The organism is Mucilaginibacter achroorhodeus (assembly GCF_007846095.1).
In the GTDB taxonomy this organism is placed as follows: domain Bacteria; phylum Bacteroidota; class Bacteroidia; order Sphingobacteriales; family Sphingobacteriaceae; genus Mucilaginibacter; species Mucilaginibacter achroorhodeus.
Genome location: NZ_VOEI01000001.1, coordinates 1168011 through 1191709, shown reverse-complemented (window position 1 = coordinate 1191709; position 23699 = coordinate 1168011). Strand labels below are relative to the sequence as shown.

Sequence of the window (23699 nt, the reverse complement as noted above, 5' to 3'; positions counted from 1 at the left end):
GATTGAAGATCTGACTCACCCCGACATCGCTTTCGCTTGTCGACCCTCTCTTCGCTGCGCGAAAAGAGGGTTTTTCTTATCTGCTTTGCTGCTTGCAGCAGAGAGGGTGGTCAAGTGTAACGAAGACCGGGTGAGTTAATTCTGCAGTTGGCTACCTTTATGTATATCCATTTTATTGCAGATAATTTGGCCAAATGCGGCATTAACTCATAAATTTACCACCATGGCAGCAGCAATAGTAACCGGCCTGATGGCTTACGGTATGTCGGGCAGGATATTTCACGCACCGTTCATCCATACTAATCCCCACTTTACTTTAAAAGGAATTGTAGAAAGGCACGAGAAAAAAGCTTCAAAGCTTTATCCGGGCATCACCGAGTACAATTCGATAGATGAATTGCTGAATGATGATGAAGTGGAGCTGGTGATAGTTAATACGCCAAGCAACCTGCATTTTGAGCACGCTATGATGGCGATGAAAGCAGGCAAGCATGTGCTGTTGGAAAAGCCTGCCGCGGCTACTTCTGAAGAAGTTAAAACCCTTTTTGCTACCGCCCGGGAGCTTGACCGCCACCTGATGGTTTATCAGAACCGCCGGTACGATAGCGGCTTCCTGTCGACCAAAGAGGTTATAGAAAGCGGCCGCTTGGGCCAACTGATAGAAGTAACCTTCCGGATGGACAGGTACAAATCGGCCATTGGCGTTAAAGCCTTTAAAGAAACCAAAGGTGTACCGGCAGGTGGTTTGGTTTATGATCTGGGTGCGCACCTGCTTGATAATACAATTGCATTATTCGGGAAACCACTATCGTTCCATAAAACCACAGGTATTTACCGTGAGGGGTCTGAAGTTCCTGATTATTTCCATTATCACCTCATATATCCCAATCAGCTAAATGTTTACCTTACATCCGGCTTGCAGATAGCCGGCGATACGCCCGGCTTTTGGGTGAATGGTACGCTGGGAAGTTTCATCAAGAACCGCACCGATGTACAGGAAGCACAGTTAGATGGCGGTATGATGCCTGATGATCCCGCTTATGGCATTGAGCCTGAAGGGAATGAGGGTAAGCTCACCATTGTTGAGATAGATAACAAAAAATGCGTTGAGGATGTGCCATCGGTAAAAGGTGATTATAACCAAATATTTGAGGCCGTTTATCATACTGTGCGCGAAAATGCGTTATACCCGGTAACAGAAGAACATATAGCCTGGCAGATAGAGATGCTGGAGGCTTAACTTATACCCCATGACTTTAAATAAAATGAAAAAACTTGTATTTTTAGTATTTGCGATAATTGCGGCTTTAGGATGCAGCCAGGCGCAAACCACCCCTAACACCATTGCGCCATACAAGATCACGACAACAAAGGACCAGGTCACTACCGCTGCCGATCTGCCTAAGAACAAACCGGTGATACTGATCTATTTTTCACCCGATTGCCCGCACTGCCAGAAGTTGATCCGTGACATGAAGCCGGATATGGATAAATTCAAAAAGTTTGAGGTGGTGATGATAACCTTTACGGATATCCGCATGGTTAAAACCTTTGAGAACGATTACGGCCTTAACAAATACCCTAATTTTATATTAGGTACCGAGGGTTATACTTACACCGTACAGCGCTACTACCAGTTAAAGCATACACCTTTCGTTGCTATCTATGGCAAAAATGGCAAACTGCTTAAAGCATTTGAAAATCAGCCCGAGGTAAAAGACATTTTGGAGGTTACCAGCAAGGCTTAGCTGCTTCATGGCCTACGTTAATTTTAATTGATATTAATGTATAATAAAAAAGAGCCTTTTTACTGAAGGCTCTTTTTTAATAAGTATCTTCCCATAAGTATGCTTGCTACCAATCTGAAGTAGCACCGCCACCCGAGAAGCCGCCACTTGACGAAGACGACGATCCGCCTCCTGAAGACGATCCGCCTGAACTGCTTCTTGATGATCCCCAATTGCCATAGGTGTCAGACCTTCGTTCGGTTTCAGCACGCAACCTTCTTTGCTCCTCTGCATAGCGTTCTGCCGCTTCTTGTTCCTGCTGCCTGCGACGGTTCTCCTCTTCCTGCCGTCCGCGGTTTTTGTCCATCATTTCGTTAGCCATGTAACCGGTTGCCGCTCCGGCTACAAACGAGCCAAGGCCAGAACCACCACCGCCGTAACCACCACCGCCGTAGCCGCCACCATAATTACCCAAAGAGCCGCCGGCCCTACGTCGTTTAAAAAATCCGTATAAAATTATTACTACAAGCAACGTTATAACTGCATAAAGGAAACTGTCATCGTCCTTTTTATCTTTAACTGCAGATTCAGCCGCAACCGCTTTTGAGCTGTGTACAGCGCTATCAATCTTGGGCAAACTACTATATTGTGCGGTGCTTAGATCGTCCATAATGGCTTCGGTAAGCTCGCTAACACCCCCGGCGTAATCTTTCGCTTTAAAAAAAGGTTTAACGCGGTTTAAAGCCGCTAAGCTTGTTTCCTCTGTAAATATCGGCTCGAGGTTTCGCGCCACTTCCAGCCGTTGTTTGCGCTGTTTTATGGCTGCAACGTACACCAGCCCATCTTCATGGTTACCAACTTTCCAGCGGCGGGCAATAAGCAAAGCATACTCTTCTATATCGTACTGTTTTGGTATTTTATCTACCAGGACCACAGCAAACTGCACACCGGTGCGCTTTTCAATTTGGTTAATGCTTTTGTTTATTTTCTTAAGATCATCTTTAGATAATACCTTGGCGAAGTCGTTAACGTAAGTGTCTTTCTGAGGTGTTGGGATTTGTGATAATGCCGCCAGTGTACAAAAAGACAATAGCAAGGAAAAAAGATATTTCATTTAGGCTAAATTTATCTTAAAGATAGAAACTTTTGAAAGCATTTATAAGATTTGAATTTTATTACTACTATACAACGTCTTCCGTCCGCAGATGACCTCACCAGCATCGCTGTCGACAATTTTCTCCCTTACTCAAAAAAAGAGCTGTCATTTATCTTAGAAAATTAGCTGTCTGCTGTTTTGATAAAAAAAGCCTCAAAAGTGATACACTTTTGAGGCTATATAAATTTAAAGCTTTTAGAAGCGGTATTTATCCGTTGCCGCTATGATCATGCGTATGCTCTTCGCGGAACAACTTTGCGCTGAAGAAGTCGTTATTCATACGGCTGATGTTCATCAAAGTTATCTCTTTAGGGCATTCTGCTTCACATGCACCGGTGTTGGTACAGTTACCAAAACCCTCTTCATCCATCTGCCTAACCATTGCCTGTACACGGCTCCAACGCTCTGGTTGGCCTTGTGGCAATAATCCTAACTGAGTGATCTTGGCCGATGTGAACAGCATTGCTGAAGCATTTTTACATGCAGCAACGCAGGCACCACAACCAATACAGGTAGCAGAGTTAAACGCCTCATCAGCAACTACTTTTGGGATAGGTGTTGAGTTGGCATCAGGCACACCACCGGTATTTACCGAGATAAAGCCACCTGCTTGTTGTATACGGTCAAATGCCGAACGGTCTGTAGCCAAATCCTTGATAACCGGGAAGGCCGTAGAGCGCCAAGGCTCAATGGTAACGGTCTCGCCGTCGTTAAAGCTGCGCATGTGCAACTGGCAGGTAGTAATAGCTCGTTTTGGACCATGCGGCCGGCCATTGATGTATAATGAACAGCTACCGCAGATACCCTCGCGGCAATCGTGGTCAAAGTGGATTGGGTCTTCCTGTTTTTTGATCAGGCTTTCATTCACCACGTCAAGCATCTCCAGGAACGACATATCCGGCGATATCCCTTCGGCTTTATAGGTCACAAACTTACCCGAGGTTTGTGTATTTTTTTGGCGCCATACTTTAAGCGTCAGGTTCATATTTTCGTGACTCATATTATAGAGATTTGAGTATTTCGTATCAACTATCACGACCATTTTGATCTTGATACCTGATACTTGCTACTAAGTACTACTTGTAACTACGTTGTGTTAACTTAACATTTTCAAATACCAGCTCTTCCTTGTGCAGCTCTTCCTCCGCGTTTTCGCCTTTAAATTCCCAGGCTGCAACAAATGCGTAGTTATCGTCATCGCGAAGCGCTTCACCTTCTTCTGTTTGCGATTCGATCCTAAAGTGGCCACCGCATGATTCGTTTCTCATCAACGCGTCGGTCACCATTAACTCGCCCAGCTCAATAAAATCCGCAACACGGCCTGCACGCTCAAGTGAAAGGTTCAACTCCTCGTTGTCACCCACAACTATCGCGTTTTTCCAGAAGTCTGCTTTCAGTTCTTTAATCATCGCTTTAGCTTTGGTAAGGCCTTCTTTTGAACGGGCCATACCACAGTACTCCCACATAATGTGGCCAAGCTCGCGGTGGTACTCAACAACTGTTTTATTGCCTTTAAGCGATAACAGCTTATTCACGTTATCTAAAACGTCCTGTTTGGTTTGCGCAAAAGCCGGGTGATTTTTATCAACCGCTTTAGGGCCGATGGTAGCAAGGTAATCTCCTAAAGTGTAAGGGATAACAAAGTACCCATCAGATAATCCCTGCATCAGTGCAGAAGCGCCCAAACGGTTTGCACCGTGGTCACTAAAGTTACACTCGCCCAAGGCATACAAACCAGGTACGTTGGTGCTCAGGTTGTAATCAACCCAAAGGCCGCCCATAGTATAGTGTACAGCAGGGTAAATACGCATTGGCTGTTTGTACGGGTTCTCGTCAGTTATTTGATAGTACATATCAAACAGGTTACCGTATTTAGCACGCACGGTATCTTCTCCCAAACGGCTGATCGCGTCCGCAAAGTCAAGGTAAACGGCAAAACCGGATGTACCTACACCACGGCCCTCATCGGCCATTTCTTTGGCATTACGTGATGCCACGTCGCGCGGAACAAGGTTACCAAATGATGGATATTTACGCTCTAAGAAATAATCGCGGTCTTCTTCCTTAACCTGTGATGCTGTGATCTCCTTGTTGCGCAATTTCTTAGCGATTTCTACGGTTTTAGGAGCCCATACACGACCGTCGTTACGTAACGACTCAGACATCAGCGTAAGCTTGCTCTGGTGATCACCGGTAACCGGGATACAGGTTGGGTGAATTTGTGTATAACAAGGGTTAGCAAAGTAAGCACCTCGTTTGTGTGCCCTCCATGCTGCTGTTACGTTTGAGCCGATAGCGTTAGTTGACAGATAGAATACGTTACCATAACCACCTGTACATAATAATACGGCGTGGCCTGCGTGGGTATCAATTGCTCCGGTAATTAAGTTACGGGTAACAATACCTTTTGCATGGCCGTCAATCATTACCACATCAAGCATTTCATGACGGGTATACATTTTTACCTTGCCCAGGTTTATCTGGCGGTTAAGCGCTGAGTAAGCACCTAAAAGTAATTGTTGTCCGGTTTGGCCGCGGGCGTAAAAAGTACGTGATACCTGTGCACCACCAAATGAGCGGTTATCCAATAAACCACCGTATTCGCGTGCAAAGGGTACACCTTGTGCTACACACTGGTCAATAATATTTACCGAGTTCTCTGCCAGGCGGTGAACGTTAGATTCTCGTGCGCGGTAATCGCCACCTTTAATGGTATCGTAAAATAAACGGTAAACGCTGTCACCATCGTTCTGATAGTTTTTAGCGGCGTTGATACCACCCTGTGCGGCAATTGAGTGCGCACGGCGTGGGCTATCCTGGAAACAGAAAGCGGTTACATTGTAACCCAATTCGGCCAATGAAGCAGCAGCTGATGCGCCGGCCAAACCGGTACCTACTACAATAACGTTGTATTTACGCTTGTTGGCAGGGTTAACCAGCTTTAAGTTAAACTTATGCTTGCTCCATTTTTCGGCCAATGGGCCTTGCGGAATATTAGCATTTAAACTCATTTCTTTTTATTTATTGAGTGATGAGTGGTTGATTGTGTGAGGTGGTTAAGCGTTTAACTATTCTCCAGTCACGTAATCAGCCAATCACTATTTATTTAAACTTTGGAAATAATAAATAATCGGCATCAGCGCAAACAGTAACGGAATGATCACCGCAAAAAGCCATGTGCCGATAAACGATACAATGCCATCGTATTTCTTGTGTACCCAGCCAAGCGTTTTAAACGCGCTTTGGAAACCGTGTAATAAGTGGAACGATACAGCAACCATAGCAATTACATAAAACACAACATACCAAAGATGGCTAAAGCTCCATTGGATGCGTGAGTGAAGGTCTTTTACCCTAACAATCTCAACGTTGTTCTCGGTTGAGATCGACCGCTCAAACGTTGGTACTTCCGGCTTGTATTCAGAAGCTGTTGTTTGGTTAGTTGCAAGGTTAGTGCGATACTCTTTAAACGGAAGGATATCCTTGTATTTGTAGGTAAACCAAAAATCGCCCATGTGGATAACGATGAACAGCAAAAGAATAGAACCTAAAAGGCCCATATTTTTTGATGACCAGGATGTTGGCGATTTCGTAGTTACTGCATAACCTACCGGCCTTGCCCTGCGGTTTTTGATGGTTAGCACCAAAGCATATACCGAGTGCAGGATGATAAAGAAGTAGAGAAGGTATGCAATAACCTCTATCGGCGGGAAATGCGTTAAGAAGTTAGCATAGCTGTTAAATGCAAAACCATCATCGTGTTTAAACAACAGCAGGTTACCACCCACGTGTACGATTAGGAAGGTACATAAAAACAAGCCTGTTAAAGCCATTATCAGCTTTTTTCCCAGTGAGGAGTTAAAGGTTTGTTTAAATTCGCTCATTATAGATCAGATTTATTTTTCCGCAAAAGTATCTATTAAAAGCCAAAAGATATAAATGGTTTCGGCTTAAAGCAGGGATAATAGCTATTTAGAAACAATCTAAATTTGGTCATAAAAAAGTAAGCTTTAATCGCTTATCAACAAAATGGCGCAAATTGTTAATTTCGGGCCAACCTTACACCACATCAATGAAACGTTACGCTTTTATCATCTTGATTGCCGTACTAACCGCTTGTAAAAGTACGCCGAAGCTTCAGTTAACAATTACAGACAAAAGCATCGCTAACGGCAAAATTACTTTAAGCCAATTCAACGAAACTATTCTTACTCAGAACATAAAAGACGGGGAGGGTAAAGTAGCTCAGCCTCTTGCGGCGCCCGGGTACTACGATATTGCAGTTACCGACGACTCAAAGCCTTTAAGCGCCAAACGCAAGTTCACTTTATATCTTGAAAACGTTGACTACAATGTTGAGCCGCAGGCTGCAGGTTATCCTACAGTAACTACCAACTCTAAAACACAACAACAGCTTAGCGCATATTATCAATTAGAAAATGAAATGGCCGGCAAGCTTGACCATACCATCGACTCCATGGTAAAATACCTGGATACCCGCGAAGTGAAAGACATGCAGCCAAAGGAACGCGCCGCGCTATATGCCAAAACCCGTGATCTGCAGCAACAGCGCCGCGAGATGGAGCCGAAAATATTGACGGCTTATCTTAAAGCTAACCCAAACAGCCAGGCCGCAGCGCATATCCTTGCAGAGCAATATCTTGATGAATACGCGCAGCAATATGCAGATGTGTATTCGATGCTTACGGACTCTGCTAAGAACACCGACGACGGTATTAAGGTAGGTAATAAAGTAGCCGTATTGGTTAAATTGATCCCTGGCTCGGTTGCCGCAGATATTGTTGGCCAAACAACTGATGGAAAGCCATTTGATAAAAAGGCCATTAAGGCGAAAGTGATATTGGTTGAGTTTTGGAAAAGCGGCAGCCCGGTAATAGAACAAAACCACGCTAAAATGGCTAATGGGTTGATCCTGACTGAAAGCGATCGCCAGAAGTTTGCAACTATTAGCGTTTCAATCGATACCGACAAGGCAACATGGCTAAAGAACGCACCTAAAAGCACCGACAAATGGATACAGGTATCTGATCTGAAAGGCAACGAATCGCCTAATGTAGCCAACTGGAAAATAAAGGCTGTGCCCACCTACTTTTTATTGGATGATAATTGGCGCTTGCTGCAGGCAAACATAGCCCTGCAGGACGTAGACCAGGCCGTGCATGATTACTTTAATAAAAAGTGAAATAAGAGAAGAAGGCGACAACTCGCATCTGCAAGCTTACAACTTTTCCCCTCTTTGGGGAGGGGTGCGGCGGGAAAAGCGTAAAGGCAGGGAGGGGTTACTTAGTTGCCAATGCACTTATGGCAAGGACAAGCGCACATGGATTGGATTTCTTATATTAGCGATACAAACCCGCCTAGGCATGAAGAAACTGCTACTTATCTCACTTGCTGCCCTGTCACTTCCCGCATTTGCGCAGGTAAATCTTAAAACTGAAGCATCGAAAAAAGCAGATGCGATCACACAAAAAGTGATCAGCTAGCGGCGTGATTTTCATGAGCATCCGGAGCTGGGCAACCGGGAGGTTCGCACATCGGGCATTATTGCCGAACATTTGCAGTCTTTAGGTATTGAGGTACAAACCGGTGTAGCAACAACCGGCGTGGTAGGTTTGCTAAAAGGTGGGCATCCCGGGCCGGTGATAGCCTTACGGGCTGATATGGACGGCCTGCCGGTTACCGAGCGGGTTAACCTGCCTTTTGCCTCAAAAGTTAAAACGCAATATAACGGACAGGAAGTAGGCGCCATGCATGCCTGCGGCCATGATTCGCACATGGCGATCTTAATGGGTGTGGCGGAGGTGCTTTCCGGCATGAAGAAAGATCTGCATGGTACGGTGAAGTTTATCTTCCAACCGGCTGAAGAAGGTGTGCCTGTTGGGGAAAAAGGCGGTGCAGAGCAAATGGTTAAAGAAGGCGTTTTACAAAACCCAAAGGTTGATGCCATTTTTGGCCTGCATATATCCTCGGCAGTGGAAGTAGGAAAGCTCACTTATCGCCCCGGCGGTACGATGGCCGGCGTTAATGATCTGAAGATAGTGGTTAAAGGGAAATCATCACACGGAGCATACCCATGGCAGAGCGTGGACCCTATGGTGGTATCGGCACAGATCATCAATTCTCTGCAGAGCATTGTAAGCCGGAATGTAAACATCACCGAGAACCCTGCAGTGGTTACTATCGGCGCTATCAAAGGAGGTACCCGTTTCAATATCATCCCTGAGAATGTAGAGATGCTGGGCACGTTACGTTTCTTTACCCCGGCCGACGAAAAGCTGATTAACGAAAACGTAAAACGCATAGCTACCAAAACCGCTGAGGCTTATGGTGCAACCGCTGAAGTTTGGGCGCCATACAGTAACCATTACCCGGTTACGTTTAACAATGTTGCACTTACGCAAAAGATGCTGCCAACCCTGCAGGAAACCGCAGGGAAAGCAAATGTGCTGCTGGTGCCACCGGTAACGGGTGCAGAAGATTTTAGCTTTTACCAGGAAAAGGTGCCTGGCCTGTTCTTCTTTTTAGGAGGCATGCCTAAGGGAGGCAACAGCTTAACAGCACCATCACACCATACGCCCGATTTTTACATCGATGAAAGCGGCTTCACGCTCGGCGTAAAAACTTTGTGTAATTTAACGCTCGATTATATGTCCGGGAAGGGCAAGTAATTTGAATGGTCACATTTCGAGGGATAGCTCCTACGGAGCAAACATTTTATTTGTTCCGGGCTACAAAGCGGTAACCTCTAACGAGGTATAAAAAGCGCCGGTATCTAAGCCTATGTTTATTTGAAGATATGCTGTCCTGTAGGGACAACCGCTTTGTAGAAAAGTAATTGATTGCTTTTTGCTCCGTAGGAGCAACCCAATTTAACAGATTTCAGATTATACAGAAACCCTCTTATAATCCGCTATACTCAACGTATTATCGCAGAAACTATACTCATGCTCCTGGTTTGAGCAGATAATCGTTAACCTCCCGGCGCTGTATTGTTCTATCAGGCTCAGGTACCAGTCAATACCTTGGTTATCGAGGTTTGATGTAGGTTCATCCAGCATCAGCATCGGCGTATCGGAGCAAAAGGCTAATGCCAGCTTCAAGCGCTGTTTCATGCCCGAGGAGAAATAGCGGATCAATTTATTGTTGCTGCCCTGCAGGTTAAGGATATCGGCAACGACTTGTTTGTCTATGCCTGGCCGGTACTTCTTAAACTTAAAATGAAAATCGATCATCTCCGTCAAAGAAAAATCCTCGATCACTTCCAGATAGGGAGCCGCAAGGCTTAAATAGTTGAATACGTTTTCCGGTTCAATATCCGCACCGACATTACTATATTTTATTTCACCGGCTGATGGATGAAGACTGCCATTAAGCACCTGTAGCAAGGTTGACTTACCCGAACCATTTGATCCCAAAACAGCATAGCTTTTCGGCCCTTCAAAGGTATAATCAATACCTCTGAAGATCCATTCGCGGTTAAACCGCCGGCCTATATTTTGGAGCGAGATTTTCAATAATTAATGGTTAATGGTTGGTGGTTCATAGTCAAAGAGCGTTTACTATTCGCTATGAACCATGAACTATCAACTCAACAATTACACCGACCCGAAACCCTTCATGATACCGCGTTGCGAGTTCTGAACAAAGTTAACGATCTCGTCACGCTCAACGGTTGGGTTAAATTCGGCTTCGATAATGTCAAGGGCCTTGGTGATGTTGTATTTTTTAAGGAAGATGATGCGATAGATTTCCTGTATCTCGCTGATGGTTTCGGCAGAGAATCCCCTACGGCGTAAACCAACCGAATTGATGCCGATGTAAGACAATGGCTCGCGGCCTGCCTTAGTGAACGGCGGTACATCCTTACGCACCAGCGATCCGCCGGATATCATACTATGTGCACCAATTTCAACAAACTGGTGAACGGCAGATGTTCCGCCGATGAAAGCATAGTCATACACATTGATATGACCAGCTAACTGTACCGCGTTAGCAATAATTACGTTATCGCCGATAACACAATCGTGTGCAACGTGGGTGTAGGCCATTAGCAGGCAGTTTTTACCTATGGTAGTCGTATTTTTATCAAGCGCCGTACCACGGTTAAGGGTTACGCATTCGCGGATAACCGTATTATCACCAATGGTAACGGTACTTGCCTCACCCTTATATTTAAGGTCCTGCGGTGGCGCAGAGACAACCGCACCCGGAAAAATGCGGCAGTTTTTACCTATGCGCGCACCATCCATAATAACAGAGTTTGACCCTATCCAGCTACCTTCGCCTATCTCCACATCTTTGTGGATAGTAACAAAGGGCTCGATAACTACGTTATCGGCAATTTTGGCCTGAGGGTGTATATATGCTAACGGCTGTATCATATTTACTTGTATTTAACTATTTGCGCCATCAGCTCGGCTTCAACCACAACTTTCTCGCCCACCATACCAATACCTTTCATTTGGGCAATACCCCTTCTGATAGGAGCTACCAGGTCACAACGGAATATTAACGTATCACCCGGCAAAACCTTGTCTTTAAATCTTGCATTTTCAATTTTAAGGAAAAGCGTTAGCCAGTTTTCCGGATCGGGAACCGTATTTAGTACCAGGATACCGCCTGTTTGCGCCATTGCCTCTATCTGCAATACACCCGGCATTACCGGTGCACCTGGGAAGTGGCCCACAAAGAAAGGCTCGTTCATGGTAACTGCCTTTAAACCTACCACGTGGGTTTTGGTTAATTCCAGGATCTTATCGATAAGCAGCAACGGCGGGCGGTGCGGTAATATCTCCATGATCTGTACCGTATCATACACCGGCTTCATGTTAGGGTCATAAACCTTTACATGCTTGCGGCTGCGTTCTTTTTTGATAAGTGCCTTTATCTTTTTAGCAAAGGCAACGTTTGCAGCGTGGCCGGGGCGGGCCGCCATAATATGGCCTTTTAGCGGAACACCAACCAGCGCAAGGTCGCCTATCATATCCAACAGCTTGTGGCGTGCCGGCTCGTTCTGGTGGCGAAGCTCGATATTGTTTAAGATGCCTTGTGGTGCAACACTGATATCTGCGCGGTTAAATAATTTTGCCAGGTGGCTTAATTCTTCTGTATCAACATCCTTATCAACCACTACAATGGCGTTGTTAAGGTCGCCTCCTTTTATAAGGTCGTGCTTAACCAGCATTTCAAGCTCATGAAGGAAACAGAAAGTTCTGCTTGATGCTATCTCGCGCTTAAATTCCTTAAGACTGGAGATGGTTGCATGCTGGCTACCTAATACCTGCGAGTTGTAATCAACCATGCAGGTAAAGCGGTAATCATCATCCAAAGGCATTGCTACCATATCAACTTTACGGTCAGGCTCAGAATAGTGGATATTATAAGGGATGTGATAATATTCGCGGTCGGCATCCTGTTCAACAGTGCCGGTTTCTTCAATAGCGTTAATGAATTGTATAGAACTACCGTCCATGATAGGGGTTTCCTGTGCATCCATATCAATCAGCACGTTGTCTATCTCCAAACCAACCAAAGCGGCAAGCACGTGCTCTACAGTACTAACACTTGCGCCGTTTTGCGTTAGCGTGGTACCACGTGAGGTATCCGTAACGTTATCGCAATCGGCGTCAATAATGGGCTGGCCCGGCAAATCAACACGACGGAATTTATACCCATGCTTTTCAGGTGCAGGGTTAAAGGTCATGGTAACGTTTTGGCCTGTGTGCAAACCAACGCCGGATATTGATACCGGTGCCTTAATAGTTCTTTGTTTTACGTTCATTTTTATATTGCTCATTCGTTCATTGGTTCAATAGTTCATTGGTTAGTATACCGATGAGCCAGAATTACTGAACATCTTTTTTTAAGTCTTTTATCATTTTCTCCAGCTCGCGCACACGCAGCTCCAGATCAGGTAAGCGCCTGATATTTACGTGGGCACGAAGATAATCTTTGTATGGCAGATGCGGAGAGCCGCCCCATTGCTTATTTTCTTCTTTTATAGTGTGATTAATACCTGTTTGTGCGCCAAACTGGCTGCCATCTGCAATGTTTAAATGGCCGGCAAAACCTACCTGGCCACCAATAACTACTCTCGACCCTATCTTAGTACTTCCTGATATGCCCGATTGAGCCGCCATTACCGTATGGCTACCAATTTCAACATTATGGGCAATCATGATCAGGTTGTCGATCTTGGCACCTCTGCGGATGATAGTCGAACCCATGGTAGCACGGTCTATTGTGGTATTCGAACCTATCTCAACATTGTCTTCAATGATAACGTTACCTATTTGTGCAATTTTGGTGTAGCTGCCATCCCCGTTTGGAGCAAAGCCAAAGCCGTCGCTACCGATAACGGCACCCGAGTGGATGATCACGTTGCTGCCAATTACACAATCAAAGTAAACCACCACACCGGGAAAAAGCGTTACATTATCACCAAGGGTAACGTTATCTGCAATGTAGCAATTAGGATATATTTTACAGTTTTTACCGGTTTTAACACCCTGCCCAATATAAGCGAATGCTCCTATGTAAGGGTTTTCTCCAATGGTGGCGCTTTCGTGGATAAAGCTTGGCTGTTCAATACCTTCTTTATATAGTTTAAATGTGTTGTACTTTTCTAATAGCAGCGTAAAAGCACTATACGCATTCTCTACCCTTATGAGGGTGGCGCCTACGGGGCCGGTAAGCTGTTGGGTGTTATTTACAATTACTATAGACGCGTTGGTGCTGTAAAGGAACTGCTCATACTTTGGGTTAGCCAAAAATGAAAGGGAGCCTTTTTGGGCTTCCTCGATCTTGGCGAGTTGGTCAACCGCAACAAGTTCGTCACCTTCAACGGTTCCGTTAAGCAGCGCTGCTATATCTTTGGCAGTAAATTGCATCGTACAAAGTTAAATGTTAATACTAAAGCAACAAATTATTAAGTTTTAGCATAATACGTTTCAAAGCAGGTCTTTGGTGTAACACAGTATGTGTTTTTTTACCGTTGTGGAGAGGGCCTCAAGATTTGAGTTATCGCTTGCCAGCGTAATATCTATAATACTGCCGTCCTTTTTCAGGATATGGATACTGCCATCCCCTTTATTGTAAGCGTTGTTCCTGATGCTGTCTGTAAACACAAAGTACGATGCTTCGTGCTCTGTAATGCCATATTTTTGCATTGCCTTGCCGGTAAGCTCTTTCACAAATTGCTCATCAGGATGTCCGGATGTAATGTCGGTGTGGTAAAGGCTGCGATTTATAAACCTTTTGCACAAGTTGGAAAGCACCCAATCACTGTTGTTTTCCCAAATTTTTACAGCGGCCATTACATCGGTATCATCAAGCTTGGCAAATACCTCAAGGTGTGCAGGGTTAGTCATAAACTCGGCCTTGTCAATTTCTGTATCGAGGAAATAACTTAACGCAGGTGTAAGTGGGAATCGTTCCCCGGCCAGGGCCAGCTCACGGGCCCGGCAAAATATTTTGCAAAGCAACTGCTCGGCAGCAATTACGGTTTTGTGCAGGTAAACTTGCCAGTACATCAACCGGCGGGCTATCAGGAATTTCTCTATCGAGTAGATCCCTTTCTCTTCCACAACAACTATATCATTTTTAACTGTCAGCATTTTAATGATACGGTCTGAACTGATTACGCCTTCTGATACGCCTGTGAAAAAGCTATCCCGGTTAAGGTAATCCATCCTGTCCATATCCAGCTGACTGCTTACCAATTGGTGCAGGAACTTTTTGTGATACTTGCCCCTGAATATGCTGATGGCAAGATCGAGTTGTCCGTTAAACTCTTCGTTAAGTTTATCCATTAGCATCAGAGAAATATCCTCGTGGCTTATTTCCTCAACTATAGTATGCTCCAGCGCATGCGAAAACGGGCCGTGGCCAATATCATGCAGCAGTATGGCAATTATCAAACCTTCCTTTTCTTCCGAGCTTATTTCCTGGCCTTTACTGCACAAAGTTTCTATAGCCAAACCCATCAGGTGCATGGCACCCAAAGCATGATGAAAACGGGTATGCAAGGCGCCGGGATAAACCAGGTGAGTCATCCCGACCTGTTTGATGTACCTGAGACGCTGAAAGTATGGGTGATCTATCAGATCGTAAACCAGTTCGGTGGGGATGCTTATAAACCCGTAAACCGGATCGTTAATGATTTTTTTCTTATTCAAATGCGTGGTATTCTGGCTGCAAAGGTGGCTAAATATGACAAAACAAGCATCTTGTATTTGTTAATAAATGTTAATCCTTTGCGTATTTTTACAACAAAACTTACAACCTTACGGTTATAGGGTTGTAAAAATAAAGATATTATGCAGGAAACCACAATCCTATGGGCCGACGACGAGATAGATCTGCTTAAACCACATATACTGTTCCTGAGCGAGAAAGGTTATAAAGTTACTACCGTAACCAATGGTAACGATGCTGTTGAAGAGTTTAAGAAAAAATATTTCGACCTGGTTTTCCTGGATGAGAATATGCCCGGCCTTACGGGGCTTGAAACATTGCAACAGATAAAGGGCCTTAACAACGATATACCCATTGTACTCATCACCAAAAACGAGGAAGAGTACCTGATGGAAGATGCTATTGGCTCAAAGATAGACGACTACCTGATAAAGCCCGTGCACCCTAAGCAGATATTGCTTACCATAAAAAAGCTTACCGAAAATAAACGCCTGGTTACAGAAAAAACAACCATGGCTTACCAGCAGGATTTCCGCACCCTGGGCATGACGCTTAATGACAATTTAAGCTACAGCGAATGGGTTGAGGTTTACAAAAAACTGATCTACTGGGAACTTGAACTGGAAGCTTTGCAAGATAGCGGCATGCACGAGATATTGACCCTGCAAAAGGCCGAAGCAAACGTACAGTTTTGCAAGTTTGTTGAGAAGAACTATTTGGGCTGGCTAAAAAACCCGGATACAGCTCCTGTTAATTCACCGCAGCTTTTCAAAAAGAAGGTGTTCCCTAAATTGGAAAGCAAAGTGCCGGTTTTCTTTATCCTGATCGATAATTTACGTTATGATCAGTTCAGGATCATCAATCCACTTATTTCTGAATACTTCCGCTTAGAAGAGGAAGAAACCTATTATAGTATTTTGCCAACTGCAACACAGTATGCGCGTAATGCTATCTTCTCGGGCCTGATGCCGCTGGAGATGGAGACCCGTTATCCGCAAATGTGGCAGAATGATGAGGATGAAGGCGGTAAAAATCTCTACGAAGCCGATTTCCTGGCCGATCATTTAAAACGTGTAATGCGCCGTGATGTTAAACACTCGTATCACAAAATACTGAACATTGATGAAGGCCGGGCGCTTAACGAATCGGTAAATAACCTGATGAACAACGAGCTGAACGTAGTGGTATACAACTTTGTTGACATGCTGAGCCACGCCCGTACAGACATGCAAATGATCCGCGAACTGGCCAGCGATGACCCTGCATACCGTTCGTTAACCTTATCATGGTTTGAGCACTCGCCGCTTTTTGATCTGCTTAAGTATCTTTCTCAAAAACAGGTGAAGGTAATCATTACTACAGACCATGGTACCATCCGCGTTAAAAACCCAAGCAAGATCATTGGCGACCGTAACACTAACACCAACCTGCGGTATAAACAAGGTAAAAATTTGAATTTTAATCCTAAGGAGGTGTTCCATATCCGTAACCCGCATGATGCCCAACTGCCCAAGCTGCATGTAAGCTCAAGCTTTGTGTTCGCTAAAAGCGATAGCTACTTTGTGTATCCTAACAATTACAATCATTTTGTAAACTTTTATAACGAGACGTTCCAGCATGGCGGTATCTCGTTAGAAGAAATGATCATCCCGATAGTAACATACGGCAATAAATAAGATATTTGGCGCTGATGGAAATACACACTAAAACCATTAATGATCTGGCAGATGCTGCTGAAAAGGTTTTAAAAGAAGCGGGACAAAACCGCATCTTTTTATTTTACGGGGAGATGGGCGCGGGTAAAACTACGCTTATCAAATCTATATGTGCTGCGCTTGGGGTAACAGATGATGTTACCAGCCCAACCTTTTCAATCGTTAATGAATACGAGGGTAAGGATGGGCCTGTTTACCATTTCGACTTCTATCGCTTAAAGCAACATAGTGAAGCTTTGGATATGGGATATGAAGAATATTTCTATTCAGGAAACTATTGTTTTATAGAGTGGCCCGAGAAAATTGCCGACCTGGTGCCAGATACGTACACCGGTGTAAGGATACATATCCAGGACCAGCACGAGCGCCTCATCACGGTTGAAAACTTTTAGCTAAAGTATAATTTTCGTATCTTCATCAGCCGGAAAAACTAACACACTATGAGTGCAGGGAAATACAGTGGGTTCACAAGCGTTGCAAGGCAGGCAATGATGCAGCCGCAGGAATCAATGCTTGAAGTGAAAAGCAACAAAAAGCAGTTATACATTGGGATACCTAAAGAAACGTCTTTTCAGGAAAACCGTATTGCATTAACGCCACTGTCTGTTGCCCTGCTTATCAACAATGGGCATAGCGTTTACCTGGAAAGCAACGCAGGCCAAGCCGCAAACTTTACTGATAACAATTATAGCGAACAAGGCGCAGAAATAGTTTACGATACTAAAAAGGTTTACGAGGCCGATATCATCATTAAAATAGCTCCTCCCACCGCAGAGGAGATAGAAATGATGAAGCCGGGGCAGTTGTTGATCTCTACCCTGCAATTGGCTACACTTAAAGCCGAAAGCCTGCATGCGCTCATCAAAAAAAAGGTTACTGCCATTTGTTTTGAACACCTTGAAGATGAGGGTGGATCATTAACTGTGGTACGAGCCATGAGCGAGATAGTTGGCGCAACATCTGTACTGATAGCGGCAGAATACCTGAGTAATATTTTTGAAGGTAAGGGCCTGATGCTGGGTGGCATTACCGGTGTACCGCCTACCGAAATAGTTATACTTGGTGCAGGTACTGTTGGTGAATATGCTGCACGCACTGCCATCTCATTAGGGGCAGAAGTAAAAGTATTTGATCCGTCTATCTATAAACTTCGCCGTTTGCAGAATAATATAGGCGCACGTGTGTTTACATCTGTTGTGCAGCCAATTGTATTGGAAAAAGCCATCACCACCTGTGATGTAGCTATAGGTGCTATGCGTGCAGATGATGGCCGCAGTCCCTGTATCGTGTCAGAGGCTACGGTAAGCCGTATGAAACCAAATTCGGTTATTATTGACGTAAGCATAGACCAGGGCGGATGCTTTGAAACATCTGAAGTCACCAATCACACACACCCCGTTTTCCGTAAGTACGATGTGATACATTATTGCGTACCTAATATTGCATCTCGTGTAGCGCGTACTGCCACTTATGCGCTAACAAATATTTTTGCCCCCATATTGCTTGATATTGGCGAGCAGGGCAGCCTTAAGAATTTGATCTGGCAAAAAACCGGTATACGTAACGCTGTGTACATATATCAGGGCCATCTAACCAACAAATACATTGGCGAGCGCTTCAACATCCCAAGCAAAGATCTGGATCTGCTGGTGGTATCAAATCATTGATATTACTTGATGTCAAAACATGCTTGTCTGTTTCCCTCCCTTTGGGGTAAATAAACTCAGATCATAAGCAGGCATCTCCCGGCCGGCTAAAAACCGAACGCAAGCCATACGGTAAAGCTGGTGAATGGAGTTTGCTACATGGCCATCACCGCTCATACGCCGGCCAAAATCAGTGTCGTTCAAATTGCCGCCATGGCAGGCTTTGATCATATTTAAGATCTTCTCTGCCCTGTCTGGAAAAGCTTTGTGTACCCAATCTGTAAATATCTCTGCAATGGCACCGTTTAGGCGCACAATGGTGAACCCCGCTGAAACAGCACCTCTATCAGCTGCGGCTTTAATAATATCCGGAATTTCATTGCTGTTTAAACCCGGTATAATTGGCGCCACCATTACTCTGCAGGGAATGCCACTTTCTGATAGTCTTTGAATAACCGCTAAACGGCCCATGCCGGTAACCGTCCTTGGTTCAAGTTTCTGGCGTAATGATTCGTTTAAGGATGTGATAGAAACGTTAACGTGAGCCAGTTTCATCCGAGCCATATCGCTTAGTATATCAATGTCGCGCAACACTACGTTGTTCTTTGTGATAATACTAACCGGGTTACGATACCTATGGAATACCTCCAGTAACGAGCGTGTGATCTTCAGTTTACGCTCAATAGGCTGGTAGCAATCCGTATTGCCGGATAATACGATGGGTACAGGGATATACCCCTTTTTATTAAAATGCTTTTCCAGGAGTTCTGCAGCATTACGTTTAACAATTATCTTTCGCTCAAAGTCGAGCCCTGCACTAAATCCATAATATTCGTGACTGTTGCGGGCGTAACAGTAGATACAGCCGTGCTCGCAGCCCTGGTATGGGTTTATAGACACAAAATGACTAAGGTCAGGACTATTTGATTCGCTTACTATTTTTTTAGGATTTTCCTCAAATAACTGGGTGTGGGTGTTCTCCAGCATCTGCTCATCTAATCCCTCAATGTGCTCCTGCACATATTTACTTTTCAAAAACCGGTTATGCGTATTTACCTGAGCGCCGCGGCCCTTAAAAAATTCAGGATTTTCCTCGTGTGACATAGAAAACAAATTTGCTAATATTATTAGCAAATAGCAATTGTATCTAAGTGTTTTATTGCCGAAGGTATCAACACAAAACACCATGGTACATGTTAAAATTACATGCGCCGGTTTTTGCAACGCCTATTTTATAAGCCTGTATCAAACTTGGCGAACTCGTTTTCATCCAGGCCCGATAAAAAACGTGTTAACAAGGCCCTTACCGATCTTTGTCGTGATATTCATGATAATCCGGGTAAAAAAGGGCCACTTATGCCTTTTGATGCGGGCGCAGATAAATTCATCATTTTTTCAGACCAGCATAAAGGTGCACGCGATGGGGCTGATATTTTTGCAAAATGCGAGCAAAACTATCTTGCAGCACTTCATCACTATTATGAAAAAGGGTTTACCTACATAAATCTTGGTGACAGTGAGGAGTTATGGGAGAATTTGTTTGTCACCGTAAAGCGGCATAACAAAAAAACGTTTGAAGCGGAAAAGCTTTTTCTTAATGATGATCGTTTCATCAAACTCTTTGGCAACCATGATCTTTACTGGGACAACGACCCTTTAGCTGCCTTAAGCCTGACGCAGATCTATGGCAGGGCCATAAAGGTTTATGAAGGACTAATACTTAAAACAGAACTTAATAATAAACCCTTAGAGATACTGCTGACACATGGCCATCAAGGCGATCTGCAAAGCGATGGCAACTGGTTTAGCAAATGGTTCGTATCTGATGTTTGGGGGCCACTGCAAGGCTATTTATCCATAAACCCCAACACTCCTGCTTACAATAACCAATTGAAAACAGATCATAACCGGATGATGTACGAGTGGAGTAGCAACCATAGTAACACGTTATTGATCACGGGACACACCCACCAGCCGGTATTTTGCTCCATGACCCATCTGGAGATCTTATATCATAATCTCGATGAAGCACGCAAGGAAAACAACGTTGCTAAAATGAGCGAGATTGAAAGGCAGATAGCGGGCTTGCACTTAAAAGGCGTAACGGAGCCAAACTTTAGCGGCTATTTAGATTCATACTTTAACTCCGGCTGCTGCTGCTTTAATGATGGCGATATTACCGGGATAGAAATAGCAGACCATTGCATCAGGCTAATTAAGTGGAACTACAAACACAAGATAAGCGAGCGCTTAATGCTGGAAGAATGCAGATTGGATAAATTAAAGATCAAACGCTGAAGTATACTGCCGGTTATCCATCCAGCAGAAATACAAAAAGCTCTTTTGGCCCGTGGGCACCCAATACAAGCATTTTTTCAATATCCGCTGTACGGCTTGGTCCGGTAATATGCGTTATCATAGATGGTATGTGGCTGCCATATTTTTCTTTAATGAGTTTAAAGCCATCCTTAAGGTCCATTCTTAGCTGCGAGGTGTAGGCAAGCACAATATGCACGGGCGGATAAATGCTTAGCCTGCGGCCTGCGGCATTAGCATTAGAGAGCAGTACGGTACCGCTGCGGGCAATCAACGCCTCGCATAGCGTAAAGCCAACTTCGGCTTGGTCAAAGTCTTTATCTGTTTCGTAATAGGGATATTCATATTGCGATAAAAGCTGTTGAAGCGGTTGTTCCCAGCAATAGATCTTGTGCCACTTGCGCTCTTCGGCCAATTCAAGGAGGTTTTCGATAAATTGCATCTCATCTTCACAAAAAATGAACTGGCCGTTGACATTGGTGAAATTTTCCGCAAAAAGCACTTCCGGCATTTCCCCGGTCTCCACATACATCGGAAGTTCCTCAAGATTAGGATAAGGATTATCACGCTTCTCTAAAAGGGCCTTCCTTACTTTTTTTAAAAGTTTTTCTTTTGATGTGGTGATATCTCGCATAGTAAGTCAAAAATCGAAATTATAAAGTCAAAAATGCAATGCCTACTTGCACTAAACTAAAAAGTCAAAAGCTCGATAAGAACTTTTGACTTTTTAGTTTCAAGCATTTGCTTGTTTTATTCTTTAGTCGTGTCTGTTTCTTCAGGGTTACGGTTAAATGTACCAGAATGATCGCTTACACCTTCATGAACCAGGCCTTGGGCAGCCGGATCCTGGTTAGAGTCTGTTGGTCCGTTCACAAATTCATCATAAGTGGTACGGTTATCAAACGGACGTTTGCCCAATATTTCTTCCAGGTCTGATTGGAACAGGATCTCTTTTTCAATCAGTTTGTTGGCCAATTTTTCTAAACCTTCACGCTTGTCTATCAGTAACTGTTTAGTGCTTTGGTAAACGTCACCAATCAGTGTACGAACCTCGTTATCTATCAGTTCTGATGTTTTATCAGAGTAAGGCTTGTTAAACTGGTATTCGCCCTGGGTGTCGTTAAATGATACGTTACCAACCTTATCATTCATACCATAGATAGTTACCATGGCATAAGCTAATTTAGTGATACGCTCAAGGTCGTTTTGTGCACCTGTTGATATTTTACCGAAAACGATATCTTCTGCAACGCGGCCACCCATGGTCATGCGCATACCATCAAGCAATTGCTCTGTAGTATACAAGAACTGCTCTTTTGGCAAGTATTGTGCATAACCCAATGCAGCTACACCGCGGGGAACAATAGATACCTTAACCAATGGGTCAGCATGCTCCAGGAACCAGCCTGCAATGGCATGGCCAGCTTCGTGGTAGGCAACAATCCGTTTTTCTTCCGGAGAGATGATCTTGTTCTTTTTCTCCAAGCCGCCGATAACACGGTCAATAGCATCCTGGAAATCCTGCATTTCAACCGCCTCTTTGTTTTTACGGGCGGCTATCAAAGCAGCTTCGTTACAAACGTTAGCAATTTCTGCACCGGCGAAACCAGGTGTTTGTGCCGATAGCTTTTTAGCATCAACACCTTCGGCAACCTTGACAGGTTTAAGGTGAACTTTAAATATCTGTTCGCGGCCTATCAGGTCCGGTTTATCAATAGATACCTGTCTGTCAAAACGTCCCGGGCGCATTAAGGCGCTATCCAGTACATCAGGGCGGTTGGTTGCAGCAAGTATGATGATACCAGAGTCGGTTCCAAAACCATCCATCTCAACCAATAACTGGTTCAACGTGTTCTCACGCTCATCATTACCACCTACGATATTGTTTTTACCTCGTGCGCGGCCAATTGCATCAATCTCATCAATAAAGATGATACATGGTGCTTTGTCTTTAGCCTGGCGGAACAAGTCACGTACACGTGATGCACCCACACCAACAAACATCTCCACAAAATCAGAACCTGACAGCGAAAAGAAAGGTACCTGTGCTTCGCCGGCAACTGCTTTTGCAAGCAGGGTTTTACCGGTACCCGGCGAACCTACCAGTAGTGCACCCTTAGGTATCTTACCACCCAGATTAGTGTATTTTTTTGGATTTCTCAGGAAATCCACAATTTCCATCACTTCTTGTTTGGCTTCTTCAAGGCCTGCAACATCGTTAAAGGTCACATTAACCTGCGATTCTTTATCAAACAGTGTAGCCTTTGATTTACCGATATTGAAGATCTGGCCACCGGGGCCGCCACCTGCACCACCACTCATGCGGCGCATGATAAATAACCACACACCAACCAGTAGCACTGCCATAATAACGCATTGTACCAGCCAGTTACTTAGCAGGTTCTCTTTGCCTTGCTCATATTTAACAGGTGTTTTCTGCGCATCGGGCAGGTCTTTTTCTGCAGCGGTTAATGATTGCTTTAAGCTTTCGTAGCTGGCATCAGTAAAATAATACTGCGGGCTTTCGCTATTGCTCATGGCAAAACCACGCTGTGGTTTATTAACGTCAGAATATTTCGGTTTACTAAGGCTGTCTTTTTTGATGTAAACTTCGGCCATTACCAGATCGCCGCTTTTGTAGGCCACAATGTGGTCAACATCATGGGCTTTAAGCATGGTATTGCTAAACGTTTGAAAGTCTATCTGTTTGCCGGTGTTGCCGCCCCAAAGCTGCGGTACTATCAGTAAGCCAATTATTAATATGGCATATAGCCACATCAAATTAAATTTAGGGGGCTTCGGTGCGATTTTTTTATTCGGAACCTTGCGTAAAGGTTTCTGGTTATCAGAATTTTTGTCTTTAATTTCCATTTTCTACAAGCTCAATTGGCTATTGGTAAAATAATAACGATGCTATAGTTGA

At 44.3% G+C, this 23699-nt stretch carries 19 protein-coding genes and 1 pseudogene; 8 read left to right on the top strand and 12 right to left on the bottom strand.

Going from position 1 to position 23699, the window contains the following annotated elements; all coding sequences use genetic code 11:
- The first annotated feature begins 223 nt into the window (after positions 1-223).
- Positions 224-1240 carry a Gfo/Idh/MocA family oxidoreductase gene (locus FPZ42_RS05525; protein ID WP_146269459.1) on the top strand — a complete coding sequence of 339 codons (1017 nt, stop codon included), beginning with the start codon at positions 224-226 and terminating at the stop codon, positions 1238-1240.
- Between the two features lie 25 nt (positions 1241-1265).
- Positions 1266-1748, top strand: a complete 483-nt coding sequence (locus tag FPZ42_RS05520) for a peroxiredoxin family protein (RefSeq protein ID WP_186458688.1) — start codon at positions 1266-1268, stop codon at positions 1746-1748.
- A gap of 106 nt (positions 1749-1854) precedes the next feature.
- Here FPZ42_RS05520 and FPZ42_RS05515 read toward each other — a convergent pair whose 3' ends face one another.
- The 4 genes from FPZ42_RS05515 to FPZ42_RS05500 form a co-directional block, all read right to left on the bottom strand.
- Positions 1855-2841, bottom strand: a complete 987-nt coding sequence (locus FPZ42_RS05515; RefSeq protein WP_146269457.1) for a TPM domain-containing protein — start codon at positions 2839-2841, stop codon at positions 1855-1857.
- 250 nt (positions 2842-3091) lie between these two features.
- Positions 3092-3883 carry a succinate dehydrogenase/fumarate reductase iron-sulfur subunit gene (locus tag FPZ42_RS05510; protein ID WP_146269456.1) on the bottom strand — a complete coding sequence of 264 codons (792 nt, stop codon included), beginning with the start codon at positions 3881-3883 and terminating at the stop codon, positions 3092-3094.
- Positions 3884-3959: 76 nt separating this feature from the next.
- On the bottom strand, positions 3960-5894 hold the full coding sequence (locus FPZ42_RS05505) for a fumarate reductase/succinate dehydrogenase flavoprotein subunit (protein WP_146269455.1): 1935 nt from the start codon (positions 5892-5894) through the stop codon (positions 3960-3962).
- A gap of 87 nt (positions 5895-5981) precedes the next feature.
- Positions 5982-6767: a succinate dehydrogenase cytochrome b subunit gene (locus FPZ42_RS05500; RefSeq protein WP_146269454.1), complete on the bottom strand. Its 786-nt coding sequence runs from the start codon at positions 6765-6767 to the stop codon at positions 5982-5984.
- A 188-nt stretch (positions 6768-6955) separates the two neighbouring features.
- Between FPZ42_RS05500 and FPZ42_RS05495 the strand changes: the two genes are divergently transcribed.
- Entirely contained in the window at positions 6956-8086 is a 1131-nt protein-coding gene (locus FPZ42_RS05495) for a TlpA family protein disulfide reductase (protein ID WP_146269453.1), read from the top strand.
- A gap of 313 nt (positions 8087-8399) precedes the next feature.
- A pseudogene (locus FPZ42_RS05490) lies at positions 8400-9572 on the top strand (amidohydrolase); the annotation flags it as partial.
- Between the two features lie 216 nt (positions 9573-9788).
- Here FPZ42_RS05490 and FPZ42_RS05485 read toward each other — a convergent pair.
- The 5 genes from FPZ42_RS05485 to FPZ42_RS05465 form a co-directional block, all read right to left on the bottom strand.
- Positions 9789-10418 (bottom strand): ABC transporter ATP-binding protein, encoded by a 630-nt coding sequence (locus tag FPZ42_RS05485; RefSeq protein WP_146269452.1) that lies wholly within the window; start codon positions 10416-10418, stop codon positions 9789-9791.
- Positions 10419-10499: 81 nt separating this feature from the next.
- Entirely contained in the window at positions 10500-11285 is a 786-nt protein-coding gene (gene lpxA, locus FPZ42_RS05480) for an acyl-ACP--UDP-N-acetylglucosamine O-acyltransferase (RefSeq protein WP_146269451.1), read from the bottom strand.
- Between the two features lie 2 nt (positions 11286-11287).
- The gene (locus FPZ42_RS05475) at positions 11288-12685 is read right to left on the bottom strand and encodes a bifunctional UDP-3-O-[3-hydroxymyristoyl] N-acetylglucosamine deacetylase/3-hydroxyacyl-ACP dehydratase (RefSeq protein ID WP_146269450.1); all 1398 of its coding nucleotides are present in this window, start codon (positions 12683-12685) and stop codon (positions 11288-11290) included.
- 64 nt (positions 12686-12749) lie between these two features.
- The gene (gene lpxD, locus FPZ42_RS05470) at positions 12750-13793 is read right to left on the bottom strand and encodes a UDP-3-O-(3-hydroxymyristoyl)glucosamine N-acyltransferase (protein ID WP_146269449.1); all 1044 of its coding nucleotides are present in this window, start codon (positions 13791-13793) and stop codon (positions 12750-12752) included.
- 60 nt (positions 13794-13853) lie between these two features.
- Positions 13854-15080 (bottom strand): HD domain-containing protein, encoded by a 1227-nt coding sequence (locus FPZ42_RS05465; RefSeq protein WP_146269448.1) that lies wholly within the window; start codon positions 15078-15080, stop codon positions 13854-13856.
- A 141-nt stretch (positions 15081-15221) separates the two neighbouring features.
- Between FPZ42_RS05465 and porX the strand changes: the two genes are divergently transcribed.
- The 3 genes from porX to FPZ42_RS05450 are packed head-to-tail and all read left to right on the top strand — an operon-like array spanning position 15222 to position 18481.
- Positions 15222-16775, top strand: coding sequence for a T9SS response regulator signal transducer PorX (gene porX, locus FPZ42_RS05460; RefSeq protein WP_146269447.1), 1554 nt, complete (start codon positions 15222-15224; stop codon positions 16773-16775).
- 14 nt (positions 16776-16789) lie between these two features.
- Positions 16790-17206, top strand: coding sequence for a tRNA (adenosine(37)-N6)-threonylcarbamoyltransferase complex ATPase subunit type 1 TsaE (gene tsaE, locus FPZ42_RS05455; RefSeq protein ID WP_146269446.1), 417 nt, complete (start codon positions 16790-16792; stop codon positions 17204-17206).
- 48 nt (positions 17207-17254) lie between these two features.
- Positions 17255-18481, top strand: a complete 1227-nt coding sequence (locus FPZ42_RS05450; protein ID WP_146269445.1) for an alanine dehydrogenase — start codon at positions 17255-17257, stop codon at positions 18479-18481.
- 12 nt (positions 18482-18493) lie between these two features.
- Here FPZ42_RS05450 and FPZ42_RS05445 read toward each other — a convergent pair whose 3' ends face one another.
- Positions 18494-19564: a PA0069 family radical SAM protein gene (locus FPZ42_RS05445; protein WP_146269444.1), complete on the bottom strand. Its 1071-nt coding sequence runs from the start codon at positions 19562-19564 to the stop codon at positions 18494-18496.
- 147 nt (positions 19565-19711) lie between these two features.
- Between FPZ42_RS05445 and FPZ42_RS05440 the strand changes: the two genes are divergently transcribed.
- Entirely contained in the window at positions 19712-20758 is a 1047-nt protein-coding gene (locus FPZ42_RS05440) for a metallophosphoesterase (RefSeq protein ID WP_261382228.1), read from the top strand.
- Between the two features lie 13 nt (positions 20759-20771).
- Here the strand turns inward: FPZ42_RS05440 and FPZ42_RS05435 are convergent, their stop codons facing one another.
- Complete coding sequence (locus FPZ42_RS05435; RefSeq protein ID WP_146269442.1) at positions 20772-21410, bottom strand: LutC/YkgG family protein; 639 nt, start codon at positions 21408-21410, stop codon at positions 20772-20774.
- A 116-nt stretch (positions 21411-21526) separates the two neighbouring features.
- Entirely contained in the window at positions 21527-23647 is a 2121-nt protein-coding gene (ftsH, locus tag FPZ42_RS05430) for an ATP-dependent zinc metalloprotease FtsH (protein WP_146269441.1), read from the bottom strand.
- Positions 23648-23699 lie beyond the last annotated feature (52 nt).

Bases quoted from the DNA above. Each gene is read 5' to 3' on its own strand.
- FPZ42_RS05525 (WP_146269459.1), top strand. From the start codon at position 224: ATGGCAGCAGCAATAGTAACCGGCCTGATGGCTTACGGTATGTCGGGC.
- FPZ42_RS05520 (WP_186458688.1), top strand. From the start codon at position 1,266: ATGAAAAAACTTGTATTTTTAGTATTTGCGATAATTGCGGCTTTAGGA.
- FPZ42_RS05515 (WP_146269457.1), bottom strand. From the start codon at position 2,841: ATGAAATATCTTTTTTCCTTGCTATTGTCTTTTTGTACACTGGCGGCA.
- FPZ42_RS05510 (WP_146269456.1), bottom strand. From the start codon at position 3,883: ATGAGTCACGAAAATATGAACCTGACGCTTAAAGTATGGCGCCAAAAA.
- FPZ42_RS05505 (WP_146269455.1), bottom strand. From the start codon at position 5,894: ATGAGTTTAAATGCTAATATTCCGCAAGGCCCATTGGCCGAAAAATGG.
- FPZ42_RS05500 (WP_146269454.1), bottom strand. From the start codon at position 6,767: ATGAGCGAATTTAAACAAACCTTTAACTCCTCACTGGGAAAAAAGCTG.
- FPZ42_RS05495 (WP_146269453.1), top strand. From the start codon at position 6,956: ATGAAACGTTACGCTTTTATCATCTTGATTGCCGTACTAACCGCTTGT.
- lpxA (WP_146269451.1), bottom strand. From the start codon at position 11,285: ATGATACAGCCGTTAGCATATATACACCCTCAGGCCAAAATTGCCGAT.
- FPZ42_RS05475 (WP_146269450.1), bottom strand. From the start codon at position 12,685: ATGAACGTAAAACAAAGAACTATTAAGGCACCGGTATCAATATCCGGC.
- lpxD (WP_146269449.1), bottom strand. From the start codon at position 13,793: ATGCAATTTACTGCCAAAGATATAGCAGCGCTGCTTAACGGAACCGTT.
- porX (WP_146269447.1), top strand. From the start codon at position 15,222: ATGCAGGAAACCACAATCCTATGGGCCGACGACGAGATAGATCTGCTT.
- tsaE (WP_146269446.1), top strand. From the start codon at position 16,790: ATGGAAATACACACTAAAACCATTAATGATCTGGCAGATGCTGCTGAA.
- FPZ42_RS05450 (WP_146269445.1), top strand. From the start codon at position 17,255: ATGAGTGCAGGGAAATACAGTGGGTTCACAAGCGTTGCAAGGCAGGCA.
- FPZ42_RS05445 (WP_146269444.1), bottom strand. From the start codon at position 19,564: ATGTCACACGAGGAAAATCCTGAATTTTTTAAGGGCCGCGGCGCTCAG.
- FPZ42_RS05435 (WP_146269442.1), bottom strand. From the start codon at position 21,410: ATGCGAGATATCACCACATCAAAAGAAAAACTTTTAAAAAAAGTAAGG.
- ftsH (WP_146269441.1), bottom strand. From the start codon at position 23,647: ATGGAAATTAAAGACAAAAATTCTGATAACCAGAAACCTTTACGCAAG.